The sequence below is a fragment of the Actinomycetota bacterium genome (genome assembly GCA_004297305.1).
Taxonomy (GTDB): domain Bacteria; phylum Actinomycetota; class Actinomycetes; order S36-B12; family FW305-bin1; genus FW305-bin1.
Genome location: SCTR01000011.1, coordinates 133,585 through 148,430, shown reverse-complemented (window position 1 = coordinate 148,430; position 14,846 = coordinate 133,585). Strand labels below are relative to the sequence as shown.

11 protein-coding genes and 1 tRNA gene are annotated in these 14,846 nt (G+C 69.8%); 10 read left to right on the top strand and 2 right to left on the bottom strand.

Going from position 1 to position 14,846, the window contains the following annotated elements:
- The first annotated feature begins 133 nt into the window (after nucleotides 1–133).
- The 5 genes from EPO13_12130 (at nucleotide 134) to EPO13_12110 (ending at nucleotide 6,633) form a co-directional block, all read left to right on the top strand.
- Nucleotides 134–1,393: a ScyD/ScyE family protein gene (locus EPO13_12130; GenBank protein TAK68288.1), complete on the top strand. Its 1,260-nt coding sequence runs from the start codon at nucleotides 134–136 to the stop codon at nucleotides 1,391–1,393.
- 160 nt (nucleotides 1,394–1,553) lie between these two features.
- A complete protein-coding gene (locus EPO13_12125; GenBank protein TAK68287.1) occupies nucleotides 1,554–2,111 on the top strand; it encodes a MarR family transcriptional regulator in 558 nt (185 codons plus the stop codon).
- Complete coding sequence (locus EPO13_12120) at nucleotides 2,108–2,920, top strand: ATP-binding cassette domain-containing protein (protein TAK68286.1); 813 nt, start codon at nucleotides 2,108–2,110, stop codon at nucleotides 2,918–2,920. Before EPO13_12125 ends, EPO13_12120 begins: the two co-directional genes overlap by 4 nt.
- Nucleotides 2,877–3,749, top strand: a complete 873-nt coding sequence (locus tag EPO13_12115) for a multidrug ABC transporter permease (protein TAK68285.1) — start codon at nucleotides 2,877–2,879, stop codon at nucleotides 3,747–3,749. The genes EPO13_12120 and EPO13_12115 overlap by 44 nt, the downstream gene beginning before the upstream one ends.
- A 178-nt stretch (nucleotides 3,750–3,927) precedes the next feature.
- Nucleotides 3,928–6,633: a pyruvate, phosphate dikinase gene (locus EPO13_12110; protein TAK68284.1), complete on the top strand. Its 2,706-nt coding sequence runs from the start codon at nucleotides 3,928–3,930 to the stop codon at nucleotides 6,631–6,633.
- 72 nt (nucleotides 6,634–6,705) lie between these two features.
- Here EPO13_12110 and EPO13_12105 read toward each other — a convergent pair whose 3' ends face one another.
- Nucleotides 6,706–8,013, bottom strand: a complete 1,308-nt coding sequence (locus tag EPO13_12105; GenBank protein ID TAK68283.1) for a GGDEF domain-containing protein — start codon at nucleotides 8,011–8,013, stop codon at nucleotides 6,706–6,708.
- 216 nt (nucleotides 8,014–8,229) lie between these two features.
- Between EPO13_12105 and EPO13_12100 the strand changes: the two genes are divergently transcribed.
- The 5 genes from EPO13_12100 (at nucleotide 8,230) to EPO13_12080 (ending at nucleotide 13,167) form a co-directional block, all read left to right on the top strand.
- Nucleotides 8,230–8,314 (top strand) — tRNA-Ser (locus EPO13_12100).
- 214 nt (nucleotides 8,315–8,528) lie between these two features.
- Nucleotides 8,529–9,710: an ATP-binding protein gene (locus tag EPO13_12095; GenBank protein TAK68282.1), complete on the top strand. Its 1,182-nt coding sequence runs from the start codon at nucleotides 8,529–8,531 to the stop codon at nucleotides 9,708–9,710.
- Nucleotides 9,711–10,944: 1,234 nt separating this feature from the next.
- Nucleotides 10,945–11,319, top strand: coding sequence for a hypothetical protein (locus EPO13_12090; protein ID TAK68281.1), 375 nt, complete (start codon nucleotides 10,945–10,947; stop codon nucleotides 11,317–11,319).
- Between the two features lie 130 nt (nucleotides 11,320–11,449).
- Nucleotides 11,450–12,040 (top strand): sigma-70 family RNA polymerase sigma factor, encoded by a 591-nt coding sequence (locus EPO13_12085; GenBank protein TAK68280.1) that lies wholly within the window; start codon nucleotides 11,450–11,452, stop codon nucleotides 12,038–12,040.
- Nucleotides 12,037–13,167 carry a hypothetical protein gene (locus tag EPO13_12080; protein TAK68279.1) on the top strand — a complete coding sequence of 377 codons (1,131 nt, stop codon included), beginning with the start codon at nucleotides 12,037–12,039 and terminating at the stop codon, nucleotides 13,165–13,167. The genes EPO13_12085 and EPO13_12080 overlap by 4 nt, the downstream gene beginning before the upstream one ends.
- A 104-nt stretch (nucleotides 13,168–13,271) precedes the next feature.
- Here EPO13_12080 and EPO13_12075 read toward each other — a convergent pair whose 3' ends face one another.
- Nucleotides 13,272–14,837, bottom strand: coding sequence for an MFS transporter (locus tag EPO13_12075; GenBank protein ID TAK68278.1), 1,566 nt, complete (start codon nucleotides 14,835–14,837; stop codon nucleotides 13,272–13,274).
- Between the last annotated feature and the right edge of the window lie 9 nt (nucleotides 14,838–14,846).

Sequence of the window (14,846 nt, the reverse complement as noted above, 5' to 3'; positions counted from 1 at the left end):
GTCACCGGTCAGCCGTGTTCCGCTGAGCGGACGGCTCGCCGCAGTCCGGTGGTCGGCCTCACCCGGTCGGTCTAGCGTCCGGCGCATCGGGCGAGGCAACGGAGCCTCGCCGCCGAGGGGTGAGGTGTCGCCGATGTCAGAACATCGTGCACGATCGCACCACCGGGCGCGGACACGCACGCTCGCAGGCGGAGCAGCAACCGCCGCCCTGCTCGTCGCCGCGGCGCTGGTCGCGCCGGCCGCGAGCGCCACAGCTGATCATCAGCACAGCAAGGGCGGTACGCCGAAGGGCCCGCTCGTCGTCGCCCGTGGCCTGGACAACCCCCGCCAGCTCAGCGCCGGCCCGGGCGGGACGTTGCTCGTCGCCGAGGCCGGGCACGGCGGGACCGCCTGCACCGGAACCGGAGAGCAGACCCAATGCACCGGGGACACCGCGGTGATCTCGGCGATCACCAACCCGCGGTGGCCGGGGTCGAAGGTCGTGGACCTCATCACGGGGTTGCCGTCGGGCGCGGGGCCTGACGGCACGTTCGCCGGTGGCACCAGCGGTGTCTCGTACGGCCCGGCGACCCGGTGGGGCAAGGAGCGACTGTCGGTCGTGACCAATGGCGCCGCGCCCGACTCCACCGGTCCGGTGCCCAGCACCGTCCCGATGGGTTCGTTGCTGACCTACGGGCGCAACCATTCCGGGGCGATCACCTTGAAGTGGTCGGTGGATCTGTTGCCGTACGAGATCGCCCACAACCCCGACGGCCAGGTGCAGTTGGGTCCTGACGGCCAGCCGCTGGACTCGCTGTCGAACCCGTACGCCGCCCTCACGCTGCCCAAGTGGACGCTGGTGGCCGACGCTGGCGCCAACGACATCCTGGCGGTGTCCCGTGACGGCAAGACGGTCCGCACGCTGACGACGTTGCCGGTCATCACTGCCGGTGCGTGCGCCACCGTCCCGAACAACACCGCCGACGGCTCGCCCGGCTGTGACCCTGTGCCGACCGGGATCACGCTCGGTCCGGACGGTTTCGTCTACGTCAGCGGTCTCGGGTCGGAGGTCCCCGGCGCCGGCCGGGTCTGGAAGATCGACCCGCGTACCGGGGCGATCGTGAAGACCTACGACGGTCTGACCTCCGCCAGCGGCGTTGCGGTGACCAAGGACGGCTCGGTCTGGGTGAGTGAGCTGCTCGTCGGCTCCGACGACCCGACGAAGTCCCCGGCGCAGTGGGGTCAGGTCACGCAGATCAAGCGCGACGGCACTCGCGTCGTGCACGCGGTCCCGCAGCCGGCCGGGATGGCCGTGGTCAAGGGTCACCTGTACGTCTCGGCGTACAGCCTGTTCCCGGCGACCGGCGGGCTGGGCGACCCCGCCCTGTCCGGGCAGGTGTGGCGACTGACGTAGTCCGTCGTACCAGCGCACTCAGGTGATTGCGCCCGTACGCCACTGAAAGGCGAGCCTCGCCCTGGGAGTCGACGGCGTCTGCCGCGCCGGCTTCCGGGGCGAGGCTTCGTCATGTCCGGGCCGTGGCATATCTGTCTCTGACAGAGATAAACTGGCCGACATGAGTTCGCCTGTCGAGGTTGCTTCCCCAGTCGGCACTGCCGACGTCGCCTCTCCCGCCGGTACGTTCACGCCGACCGATCCGCCGGTGGCGGTCGGCCGCGAGGCGGTCGAGGGCGTGGCGCGCGCGCTGATCGCCCAGCTGAACGCGACCACCCGAACCGTGCGCCGCGCCACGCGAGGCAACCTGGTCGGCCTGGTCCCGCTGGCCGCGTCCCAGGCCGAACTGCTCCGGCTCGTCGTCGACCGGCCGGGCATCCGCATCGGGGAGGCCGCCGACGCCTTGGTGCTGGCCCCCAACACGGTGAGCACCGTGGCCAAGGAGCTGCTCGCACTGGGCCTGGTGTCCCGGGAGCGTGACGCCGCGGACCGCCGGGTCGCCCGGCTCCACCCGACCAGCGCGGCGCTGGACCGCGTCGGCCGCTGGCAGGACGCCCGAGCCACCGTCGTCGCCGCGGCGCTGCGGCGACTGGGCGCCGCCGACGTCGAGGCGCTGCTGCAGGCCGCTCCGGCGCTGGCGCGGCTCGCCGACGCGGTCGAGGCCGGTGATGCGGCATGACACCGGTGGCGGTGCGCTGCCGGGACCTCAGCTACCGGTACGGCGACCACTTGGCCGTCGACGGCGTCGACCTCGAGGTCACCGCCGGTGAGGTGCTCGGACTGCTCGGACCCAATGGCGCGGGCAAGACGACCACGTTGCGGATGCTCACCGCGCAGTTGCCGCCGTACCGGGGCACCGCGGAGGTGTTCGGGCACGACGTGGCGCGCGACAGCCTCGCCGTACGCCGCGCCCTGGGCTATGTGCCACAACAGCTCTCGGCGGACTCCGGTCTCACCGGCCGGGAGAACGTCGCGTTGTTCGCCCGGCTGTTCGACGTACCCCGGCGGCAACGGCGGGCGGCGGTCGACGACGCCATCGAGGCGATGGGCCTCGCCGACGCCGCCGACCGGATGGCAGCGACGTACTCCGGCGGCATGGTGCGCCGGCTCGAACTGGCCCAGGCGTTGGTCAACCGGCCGCGGCTGCTGGTGCTCGACGAGCCGACCATCGGGCTGGACCCGCTGGCCCGGGCGGGGGTGTGGGCGCGCGTCGAGGAACTGCGGTCCGCCACCGGCATGACGGTGCTGCTGACCACGCACTACATGGAGGAGGCCGACCAGATGTGTGACCGGGTGGCGCTGATGCACTGGGGCAAGGTGACCACCGTGGGACGCCCGGCTGACCTGAAGGCCGCGCAGGGCGCCGGTGCGTCCCTCGAGGACGTGTACGTCGCCCTGGCCCACCAGCAGGCCGGGACCACCGCTGAGGAAGGGGGCCGGTTCCGTGACGTCAACTCCGCACGCCGTACCGCCAGCCGGCTCGGCTGAGGAGCCGTCCGCCGCACTGCACCCGGCGCAGCAGCCGGTCGTGGCGCTCGGCGACGGCCCGCTGCGCAGCCGCCTGGTGGCGCGCCGGATCGGAGCGTTGTCGCTGCAGGAGCTGCAGAAGATCAACCACGACAAGAGCGAGGTGCTGACCCGCAGCATCCAGCCGGCGCTGTGGTTGTTGATCTTCGGTACGACGGTCTCTCAGCTTCAGGTGATCCCGACCGGCGACCTGTCGTACCTGGACTTCCTCGCCCCGGGGATCCTCGCGCAGTCCGCGCTGTTCGTCGCGATCTTCTACGGCATCCAGATCATCTGGGACCGCGACGCCGGTGTGCTCAGCAAACTCCTGGTGACCCCGACGCCGCGTTCGGCGCTGGTCACCGGTAAGGCGTTCGCGGCCGGTGTGCGCGGTGTCGCGCAGGCGATCGTCGTCATCACCATCGCCGCGTTGCTCGGCGTCGACTTCCGCTGGAACCCGCTGTCGATGGTCGCCGCGCTGATCGTCGTCGTGGTCTCCGCCGGGTTCTTCGCCTGCCTGTCGATCACGATCGCGGGGCTGGTGCGGTCCCGTGACCGGCTCATCGGCGTCGGGCAGGCGATCATGATGCCGTTGTTCTTCGCGTCCAACGCGCTCTATCCGGTCGACGTGATGCCGGCCTGGCTGCAGTGGGTCAGCCGGTTCAACCCGCTGTCGTACGAAGTGGACGCGTTGCGTGGGCTGCTGGTCGGGGCGCCCGCGCACCTGTGGCTGGACGCCGTCGTGCTGCTGGGTTGCCTGGTCGCCGGGGTCTGCAGCGCCGCGGCGCTGCTCGGCCGCCTCACCCGCTGACGCCCCCGGCGGCGCCGCTGGGGCAGGACGGTGGCCGCCACCCGCGGCTGCCGCGAGGTGACAGCGCCCCGGCTGCTCCGCCAGCGGCACAGCGGTGACATCGGGCGACGCGGACGGTGGCCGGTGGCCTACCCTCACAGCCCTAGCTTCAGCGATCCGACGAGGACCGGGAGTGCCCATGGCCACCTTCGTGTACGACTTCGCCGAGGGCGATAAGGACCAGAAGGACCTGCTGGGGGGCAAAGGCGCCAACCTCGCCGAGATGACCCGGCTGGGGCTGCCCGTCCCGCCCGGATTCACCATCACCACCGAGGCCTGCCGCTACTACCTGGCACAAGGCCGCGAGCCTGCGCAGCTGCGCGTGCAGGTGACCTCGGCGATGCGGAAGCTGGAGGACACCATCGGCCGCCGGCTGGGTGACCCGGCCGACCCGCTGCTGGTCTCGGTGCGGTCCGGGGCGAAGTTCTCCATGCCGGGGATGATGGAGACCGTCCTCAACATCGGCCTCAACGACAATTCCGTTCAGGGTCTGGCCAAGGTCGCCGGCGACGAGCGCTTCGCGTGGGACTCGTACCGCCGGCTGATCCAGATGTTCGGCAAGACCGTGCTGGACCTCGACGGAGAGTTGTTCTCCCACGCGCTGGACGCGGCCAAGGCGGCCAAGGGCGTCTCCAGCGACGTCGACCTCGACGCGGAGGATCTGCGCGGCCTGGTCGAGCAGTTCAAGGCCATCGTCGCGGACAACTCCGGCCGGCCGTTCCCGCAGGATCCCCGGGAGCAGCTCGACCTCGCCATTCACGCGGTCTTCGACTCCTGGAACACCGAGCGGGCACGGCTGTACCGCCGGCGTGAGCGCATCCCGCACGATCTCGGCACCGCGGTCAACATCTGCACCATGGTCTTCGGCAACCTCGGTGCCACCTCCGGGACCGGGGTGTGTTTCACCCGCGACCCGGGCACCGGACGGCCGGGCGTGTACGGCGACTACCTGCCCAACGCCCAGGGCGAGGATGTGGTCGCCGGCATCCGTAACACGTTGTCGCTGGAGGATTTCGAACGCCTCGACCCGCAGTCGTCGGCAGAGTTGCGGCGGGTGATGCGCCGACTGGAGACGCACTATCGCGACCTGTGCGACATCGAGTTCACGGTCGAACGCGGCAAACTGTGGATGCTGCAGACCCGGGTGGGCAAGCGCACGGCAGCAGCGGCGTTCCGGATCGCGGTGCAGCTGGTCGACGAATCGCTGATCACCCTGGACGAAGCGCTCGAGCGCGTCACGGGGGCGCAGCTGGCGCAGCTGATGTTCCCGCAGTTCAACGCCAAGGCACCGCGCACCCTGGTCACCCGGGGCATGGCCGCGTCGCCGGGTGCCGCGGTCGGCCGCGTCGTGTTCGATTCGGCGACCGCTGTCGAGTGGGCCGCGCGGGGCGAGCAGGTCGTGCTGCTGCGACGCGAAACCAACCCCGACGACCTCGAAGGCATGATCGCCGCCGACGGCATCCTCACCTCGCGGGGCGGCAAGACCTCGCACGCCGCCGTCGTCGCCCGCGGTATGGGCAAGACGGCCGTCTGCGGCGCGGAGGAACTCGACGTCGACGCTGCGGCCAAGGTGGCCACCGCCGGAAAGACCCGCATCGTCGAGGGCGACACGCTGTCGATCGACGGGTCCACCGGCGAGGTGTTCCTCGGCGAGGTTCCGGTGGTGCCGTCGCCGGTCGCGACGTACCTCGAACAGGGACTGCAGGCGGCGCTGGCCAGCAGCGACGAGGAGACCGCCGACCTGGTGCGCGCGGTAGATCGCCTGCTCACGCACGCCGACGCCGTACGCAGACTCGCGGTGCGCGCCAACGCCGACACCGCCGAGGACGCCCGGCGGGCCAGAGACCTCGGTGCGCAGGGGATCGGCCTGTGCCGGACCGAGCACATGTTCCTCGGCGATCGCCGGGTCCTGATCGAACGGGTGATCCTCGCCGAGTCCGGGGACGAGCGCGACGCTGCGCTGGCGGCACTGCTTCCGATGCAGCGGCAGGACTTCACCGAACTGCTCGAAGCGATGGACGGCCTGCCCACGACGATCCGGCTGCTCGACCCGCCGTTGCACGAGTTCCTGCCCGATCTCACCGAACTGTCGGTGAAGGTGGCGCTGGCCGAGGAGCGCGGGCAGGCGGACCCGAACGACCTGGTGTTGCTCGCAGCGGTACAGCGGCTGCACGAGTCCAACCCGATGCTTGGCCTGCGGGGAGTGCGGCTCGGGCTGGTGGTTCCGGGCCTGTTCGCGCTGCAGGTCTCCGCGATCGCGCAGGCGGCCGCGGCGCGGCTGAAGGCCGGGGGGGATCCGCGAGTCGAGATCATGATCCCGCTGGTCGGTTCGCTGATGGAATTGCACCTGATCCGGGACGAGACCGACGGCATCGTCGCCGAGGTCGCCGCCGAGCAGGGCGTCGAACTGAACGTGCCGATCGGCACGATGATCGAGCTGCCGCGCGCGGCGCTCACGGCGTTCCGGATCGCGGAGGCGGCGGAGTTCTTCTCCTTCGGTACCAACGACTTGACCCAGACGACGTGGGGTTTCTCCCGCGACGACGTCGAGGCGGCGTTCTTCGCGGCGTACCTCGAGAAGGGCGTGTTCACGGTGTCGCCGTTCGAGACCCTCGACGGTGACGGCGTGGGTCGGCTGATCGAGATCGCCGTCGCGGAGGGACGCCGGACCCGGCCGGACCTCAAACTGGGCGTGTGCGGTGAGCACGGCGGTGACCCGGAGTCGGTCCACTTCTTCCACGCCGCCGGGCTCGACTACGTCTCCTGCTCGCCGTTCCGGGTCCCGGTCGCCCGGCTCGAGGCGGGCCGGGCCACGCTGGGAGCCGGCGCGGCGGCCAGCCGCTGAGGCGTCGTTCGTCCGGCCGGACCACCGCCAGCGTCGCGCCGGCGCAGTGTGCCGGCCTGCGCTGGCGCGCGACTACCGGGTGACCGCGCCCGGCAGCGCCACCGGCATGCCGTTGCGGTCGTGCAGCACGATGCGATCCCGGCCGGCAGCCTTCGCGGCGAACAGGGCCGCGTCGGCCCGGGCGAGCATGACGTCGAGATCCTCGTCGGGTCCAGCCTCGACCAGCCCGAAACTCGCGGTGTACGACGGCAGCCCGGCGGCCCGTAGCGTCGCGCCGAGCTGGTCGCGGACGCGTTCGAGGCCGGTCGCTGCGGCGACAGCGTCGTAGCCGGGGAAGAAGATCGCGAACTCCTCGCCGCCGCGGCGGGAGACCAGGTCCTCGGCGCGCAGATTGGACCGCAGCGTGGCGGCGAACAGCCGCAGGGCGCGGTCGCCGGTGTCGTGCCCGTACGTATCGTTGAGATCCTTGAAGTGGTCGAGATCCGCCATCGCAATGGCGGCGACCGCCGAGTCGCTGCGGATGCGGCGGTAGTCGTTCTCGAACGCGCGACGGTTCAGCAGACCGGTCAGGGCGTCGGTCGTGGCCTGCAGTTGCGTCTCGGCGACGATGCGCAGCATGCCCAGGCGCGTGCCGGCCTGGTTGGCGATGCCCTGCAGGTCCTCCAGCACCGTCTCGTCCAGCGGGGTGTGCGCTGCGGCGATGGTGTGGACGACGCCGACCGTGCGGCCCATGATCGAGACCGGGACGCACAACGCCGAACACCGGCCGAGGGCCCGGCCTTCCAGCTTGGGACAGGCGTTGACCTCGTTGCTGTCCGGGAAGTAGTGCGAACGCCCGCGGCGTGCCGCCGGGCACTCCTGCGGGGAGGCGACTCGGCAGCCGGCCGGTTCGCCACCCGGCGCGATGAACGCGGTCCGGCTCAGGTGCGCGTGGCTGTTGTCGGCCAGCAGCAGTTCGACCGCATTGTCCGGGGACACCTGGGTGAACGCTCGCTCGATGATGCGCAGGGCGTCGTTCTCGTTGTCGGCCATGTCCAGCGCGTCGGCCACCTGCGCCTCGAACTCGCGGTGTTCGTGTTCGCGGTCGAGGCGACGCTGCTGCTGCTCGAGGACACGCGCGGACTTGGTTGCGATACGGGCCAGCCGCCGGCGGATCAGGATGGCCGCTGGCGCGGCGAGCACCGCGACGCCGGCCGCAGCGACGGTGGCCTGGGCCAGGCGGTTCAGCGGCAGGTCGACCACGATCCAGGTCGCGATGCCGGCGAGGACGACGAACATCGCGTTGACGACGAACAGGCCGATGCTGGCAGCATGCTCGCGCTGCCGCCGGGCCTCCTCGGCACTGATCAACTCGCTGCGGCGAACGTCGGCATCGGCCACGTCCGTCCCTCCTCGGTCGACGTCGTCCGCCGCGATGCGGACAGAACTCACCGCTGTATCGGCCACCGTCCGGCCGGGCTGAAGTCCCGCGGACGGGCTCGGTCGTGGTCAGCGCCGGCGGTGCGGTCAGCCGAGCCGACGGCTCGCGGTGAGCCAGTCGCCGCTCGGGCCGGCCGAGGCCTGCGAAGATGGCGGCCGCGTGGTACGCCGCGCGCCGGAGGGCTCGCATAGTGGCCGAGTGCGGCGGTCTTGAAAACCGCTGAGCAGCAATGCTCCGAGGGTTCGAATCCCTCGCCCTCCGCTGTCTGATCTGTGGCCTTGCCAGTCGGTGACGGTTGGCACCTGACGTACCAATATCGATTACCGTTTCGTGCTATCTACCAGCTCTGACGAGCCCGATCACCCAGGTGGCGACGAAGAGGCCAGCGCCATCAGCCTCGGGTGTAGGGAAGTATTGAGGTGTGTAACATTTCGCTATACCGCGTTATACATCCCTAGAGATCGGGGCGAGGTCGGTGGATCCGGTGCGTAACCCGTACCAGCCCGGGGCGGGCCTCCGCCCGGCTGCGCTGGTCGGCCGCAACGAGCAGCTGGCCGATTGGGACACCGCCCTGACCCGCATCGAGAACGGTCGCAATGCCCGGCCGGTGGTCCTCTACGGACTGCGCGGGGTCGGCAAGACGGTTCTGCTCAACACCCAGGCCAAGGCCGCCCGCGACCGGGGCTGGATCGTCGCCAAGCTCGAGGCTGCCACCGACAAGCCACTGCGCGCCTCGCTCACCGAGGCACTGCGTGGCCCCCTCACAGACCGCGCCGCCGGACCCTCGCGCCCCGCGCGGCTGCTGCGTGCGATCAAGACCGTTCTCAGCCTCCGGGCCTCGGTAGACACGTCGGGCAACTGGACCTTCGGCCTGGACCTCGACGGCGTCGGCGGCGGCGGAGCCAACACCGGGGCCCTGGAGTTCGACCTGGCCCGATCCCTGTACGACCTTTCCGAGCTAGCCGTCGAGGAGGGCGTCGGGGTCGCAATTCTCATCGACGAGGCTCAGGACCTCACCAAAGACGAACTCGTCGCATTGTGTTCGCTGGCCCATCAGGCAGGGCAAGAGGACTGGCGGGTCCTCATCTCCCTTGCCGGGTTGCCCAGCCTGCCTCGGGTGCTGGCCGAGGCAAAGTCGTACAGCGAGCGCCTATTCGTCTTCCATCACATCTACGCCCTGCCCGCGCGGGACGCGGCACTCGCCCTCACCGAGCCGGCGCGGGCGGAGTCGGTGGCCTGGGACGACGACGCTGCCGAGCACGTCCTGACGGCCGCTACCGGGTTCCCCTACTTTCTGCAGCAGTTCGGAAAGGACTCTTGGGACTGCGCGACGGGATCCGACCGAATCACGCTCATTGACGCCCGTGTCGGCGCGGCGATCGGCCAGGCAGCCTTGGACACCGGGTTCTACCGGGCTCGCTGGGACCGCGCTACGCGCGCGGAGCAGCGCTACTTGGGCGCCATGGCGATCGATGGCGATGACGGGTCCACTGCTGCGGCAGTCGCCGGGCGAATGGGCCGAGCGGTGTCGTCCCTCAGCCCGACACGCGCCAACCTGATCAGCAAGGGCCTCATCTTCGCCCCTGAGCACGGTCGGGTCGCGTTCACTGTCCCAGGAATGGCTGCGTTCATCTCCCGCCAAGCCCGCGAGGAGTAGCGGCCGGGCCTGCCCGTCTCAGCGGTCGGCGGGCGAGCGAGGCGCCGCGTAGGTGCCGACGGTGGCGCACTGAACTCATCCCATCAGCTCTTGACGAAGGGCTTCAGTATCCTGGGGGCCAGGAGGTCCGGCGTATCCACTCTGTGAGAGAACGATTAATGACTGCTCGGCATTAATTCGGTAGCGTCGGGCAGAGCGACTGGGTGCACTCCAAGCCACCTCTAGTGATACCCCTTCGCCTAGCGTCAGCATTCTCGCCGCTGCGTACCAAGGACTTCCGAAGGCGAATACAAATTCCACATCGAGCTCGGCAATGGAATCAAACACGAAACGCTGCAAGAGGTCCAACGGCGGCCTTATCGGACCGGTCACGCGCCTCGAATGGAATGGATAGAGTTCCAGATAGAGCAGGTCTTCGGGTCTGATGGACTCATTCTGGTGGAGTCGTTGCGCAAAGGCGGCTCGGTCCCGATGGTACTTGTTCCTGCCGTTGGCGTTCTCCCATGCGACGCAGGTGTAGGGACCACTTGCGGCCCACTCGGAGTAGCTGGTTCGCGCGATCTGCTGTGTGAAGATCCCGTTGGGCCCCTGAAAGCTAGGGGCCGGAGCGCCCGGGTTCAGGCCGAGCATAACCAGGGCGGGAGCGGCGGAGCGCCTCAGGGGACCGATAAATGGCTCTGGGAAGACATCAAGATCGACTACTCCGTCCGCTCGGCCATTGTAGGAGCGTTGCCACCGCCGCAGTGTTGGAGACAGCACGTGATCGCCGTCAACCCACCGCCGTATCTCACTGTTCCAGAACTCTGCCATGGCAGTCAGGGCCGGACGCATTGGTCTTGATGGCAGATCGCGTTGCTTCATTGCGTTCATGTGGTCCCTCCTCCGACTTTGCACCTTACGGCCCGCCCGACAGAGGTTGTGGCGGGAAGAGTACGTGGACCCAGCTCGGCCCCGTCGCCGACAGGTTGTCACCTTGCCGCGCTGGTCGCAGCTGCGTTGGAACGGCCGTCGCGTCTCGCCTGGCGGCCTCGGCGAAGCCGGCAAGCTTGCGGACGCAGGTCAGTTGTCCCCCGCCAGGTCCACGAGCGCCTCTCAGCTGACCGGTGGATACCGGAATGCTGACCTTCGGCGCGGGCCGGTTCCCGAACGCGGCCGATCGATCCCGCGTAGTAGCGGGCGAGGGCACGTCGGGCCCGACGATCCCGAGCAGCTTGAGCGCAACCTTCGTTCAGTATTGGGCGAGACCTCAGTCGCAAGTGGCGCGGCGCGGCTCCTGGCGATCGCGCCGCTCAGCGCCGCTCAGCGCTCCTCGTTGTTCCTGATCCTCGCCCGGCAGCCGGACGTCACGATCGGAGAGGCGGTGCGGGACAACGCCGGACGGACCGGCACCGCACTGAGTTTCCCTTTCGGGCCGGCCGGCAGCCCGTGGGAGCTGCTGACCCTTATTCTATCCGACGACGGCACTGTGCTCGAAGTAACGGAGAGGGCTGTCAGGGATCAGAAAATCCCGTCGAGCACCGCCCACGCCGAAGCAACGAGAAAGGGCGACGTCATCAGTCGAACGACGTACTTCGAGGTCGGCGGCACGAACGTGACGCCCGGCGCGTAGGCGACCGCGGCGCGGCCTGCTGCGATCCGCCCTCATCGCCACGGCGGGGCTGGGCACGCGAGCATTTTCGCTGACACAGTCCTGTCACGCTCACCGGCTCGGCGGCCATTGGAGAGTGAAGGGGGCACTCATGCAGCCAGACGAGGCGCGGGAAACTCGCTTTCGCGACATGTTCCTCACCCATCAGCACGCTGTTGTCGCCTACGCCGCCCGCCGGACCGATCCGCCCGGGGACCTGACGGCCGCCCAAGATGTCGCCAGCGCTGTGTTCGTGACCGCGTGGAAACGACTGGACGACATCGGATCCGATCCGCTGCCCTGGCTGCTCGTCACGGCCAGGCATGTGCTGTCCGACAGTCGCCGTGAACGCCGACGACGGCGGAGCCGCGAGCGCCGGCACTCCGACGACCGGTCGCTGACACCGGGCGCAGTGCCCGACCTCGCCCAGCAGGTCTCCGACGTCCTCGTCGTGCGCGCAACGCTCGCGGCGCTCGGCGAGCAGGATCGCGAACTGGCGACGCTGCTGGCCTGGGACGACCTGACCCTGGTTCAGGCGGCGCAGGTGCTCGGCATCACGCCCGATGCGGCCAGAACCCGATGGAAGCGCCTGCGAGCCCGGCTTGCGGTCTCGCTCGCCGACTCCGAGGAGGCTGACAGCGGCTCGGCCGGTACTCACCCCGCCCCACAGCTCAGCCACCAGCCACTGGAGGCCCGGCGATGATTGCCGAAGGCGACGTCCTCACCCGCCTCCGCACCGCGGATCCCCTGACCGGCTCGCCGCTGCCCGAACTGCCGATGGACGCGATCTGGGCTGCCGCAACCGTCCTCGACGTCGACAGCCGGCGACGTGTCCGTCGCCATCGCGCGGTGCTCCGGTGTCTCGTTGCAGGCGTCGCTGCCGCGGCTGTGCTGGCGGTGCCTGTCGTCATCCCCCGCAGCACGCCCGCCCCCACCGGCACCCGCCACGCGACGGGATCGTGGCTGCCGAACGCTGCTGCTGCGGAGCTCGACCAGCTCGCGACAAAGGTGACGGCCACACCGCTCGGCGACAGGTACGCCTACTGGCGCGAGGATCAGCTGGCTCTCCTGTCGACATACCCCGTTGCCGACTCGACCCCCGCTCGGTACTGGGACGCGCGTACGATCCAGCGCTGGCAGGGCACCATCTGCAAGGACCGGCAAGTTGAATCGTGGCAGCCGTACCGGTTTCTGACGCCGCAGGACCGCAGTATCTGGTATGGCTGGGCGAACGGCGAAGGCGTCGCGGCTGAGGACAGGACGGCGGCGGCCGGGGGGACCCATGAGTGGGTCGGCTCGCAGCTGTGGGACTCGGCAGCCGAAGGCGAGCCGGCCAACCCCTGCGAGCGCGGCGGCAGCCTGACTGAGCCGACACCGGCCTACACCTCGTCCCTGCCCACCGATCCCCGGGAGCTGCTGGACCGGATCAGCAGCGACCTGGGCACACCGCTGCGGGCACAGGACCCGGACGCGAATGCAGCAGACGCGGTCATCTCTCTGATGACCGTGCCGTGGCTGACCTCAGCGCAGCGCGCCACGCTGATCGAAGCCATAGGACTGCTCCCGCAGTCCTGGACCGTCACCGGCAAGACGACGGTTGCCGGGCATCCCGCTGTCCGGATCGCCCGACAGTCCGAAGGTGTCCGCGACGAACTGGTGGTCGTCGCGGCGGCCCCGGGGATCTGGGAGGAGACGGTGACACTCGTCGACGCCGAGCGAGCCGCCCTGTGGTCTGGTGGCGCATGGGCCGGGCTTCCCGACGGCACCGTCGTCTCACGCAGGCACGTGACGGAATCGGGCATCGTCGCGGACATCAGGAGCACGCCCTAGCGTTTTCGACGCGCGGGCCCGCGAGGTCAGTCATCGGCGGGTCGAGCACCCGGACGCTCATTTGTCGAGCCAGCGACTCCGCGGGACCTGGCGGCGCTGTCCGCCTAGCTGGCTCGGGCGGCTGGCCGGATCAGCAGCAACGGGATGCTGACGGCGAGGCCCAGCCCGCACACGGCCAGCGCGGCCTGATAGCTCCACAACGGAGCTATGGCGGTCACCGACGCCGCGGTGGCGACCGTGACGACGACGCCGGTCCCGGTGGCGCCGACGGTCTGGCCGACCGCGCGCACGATGAAGTTCATCCCGTTCGCGACGCCCCACCGTGAGGGCTCGACGATGCTCACGATGATCGCTGGATAGGACGGCAGGACCAGGCCGTAGCCGCTGATGCCGACAGTGGAACCCACCACCAGTGCCCACGCGCTGTCGTGCCAGCAGATGATGAGCACCAGCCCGGACAGGATGACCAGGTGGCCGACCACGGTCGGGGCGAACGGGCCGGACCGGCGGGCGATGACGCCCACCAATGTCGCGGTGGCACCTTGGGCGAGCATCCCGGGAATGAGCAGGGCGGAACCGGCCAGCAGCCCCAACCCCAGCCCGTAGCCGGCCGTCGCCGGATCGGCGGCGGCAATGGCCAGGACGGCAAGCAGCAGAGCGTAGTTCGTCGCTCCGACGCAGACCCCGGACACGTTCAGCGACGTCATCTGCCGGCTCAGGAAGGCCGGCATGTCCACGAGCGGATCGGGCAGTCGGTACGCCGACACCACCCAACCGGCGATACCCGCGAGGCCCGCCGCCGCGCAGCCCAGGATGGCCGGTGACGACCAGCCCCAGCTACTGCCCTGCGACAAAGTCAGCAGCAGCCCGCCGAGACCGACCATGAGCAGGCCGGCACCGATGAGATCGACTCGCCCACCGGCGATCCCGGGCGAACGCGGCACCTGCCACCAGGCGGCGGCCAACGCCGATGCCGAGACAGCGGTGAGGACCCAGAACAACAAGGACGGGTCGTCGCTGAGCTGGGCGATGGCACCGCCGACGACCAGGCCGCCGACGGCCCCTATCGCCAGGGCGACAGTGATGTACGAGATCGCGAAGCGGAGCTGACGCGGCGGTACCAGATCGGCGACGACAGCCATGCTGACCGGCACGATCGCCAGCCCGGGACCCTGTAACAGCCTGCCCAGCAACAGAACGACGAAGTTGTCAGTAGCGGCTGACAGGACGCAGCCCACGACGACGAGGCTAAGCGAGACCAGGTACACCGGTCGTTTGCCCACGACATCGGCCAGGCGTCCCAGCACCGGAGTCGCCACCGTCCCGGCGAGGATGGTGACCGAGACGACGAGGTTGACCGTCCCGACCGACAGGCCCGTGGTGCGCGGGAGCGTCGTCAGCAGCGGCAGGACGGCCGAGGTCAGCAGGCTGATGCTGAACGGGGCCAGGGAGATGGCCGTGAGAACCCAGACCAGCCGGCCGCGGCTGATGGGAGGGGCGGGGTGCTCGACCGCCTCGCCGGGTCGAGTGTTCGTCCCCACCCGTCGCCTCCCTCGGCCGACTTCCTCAGCCACCACCGTCCGTTTAGTCAGGATTATGGACCAATTATGGAGCGTCCGCTCCGCTTGGGGGAGGCCCTGCCCGACAGGGGTTTGCGCGCATGGGCGCATGACGCGGCC

Excerpts from the sequence above, each read along its gene's own strand:
- EPO13_12130 (TAK68288.1), top strand. The coding sequence starts at position 134 with ATGTCAGAACATCGTGCACGATCGCACCACCGGGCGCGGACACGCACG.
- EPO13_12125 (TAK68287.1), top strand. The coding sequence starts at position 1,554 with ATGAGTTCGCCTGTCGAGGTTGCTTCCCCAGTCGGCACTGCCGACGTC.
- EPO13_12120 (TAK68286.1), top strand. The coding sequence starts at position 2,108 with ATGACACCGGTGGCGGTGCGCTGCCGGGACCTCAGCTACCGGTACGGC.
- EPO13_12110 (TAK68284.1), top strand. The coding sequence starts at position 3,928 with ATGGCCACCTTCGTGTACGACTTCGCCGAGGGCGATAAGGACCAGAAG.
- EPO13_12085 (TAK68280.1), top strand. The coding sequence starts at position 11,450 with ATGCAGCCAGACGAGGCGCGGGAAACTCGCTTTCGCGACATGTTCCTC.
- EPO13_12080 (TAK68279.1), top strand. The coding sequence starts at position 12,037 with ATGATTGCCGAAGGCGACGTCCTCACCCGCCTCCGCACCGCGGATCCC.
- EPO13_12075 (TAK68278.1), bottom strand. The coding sequence starts at position 14,837 with ATGCGCCCATGCGCGCAAACCCCTGTCGGGCAGGGCCTCCCCCAAGCG.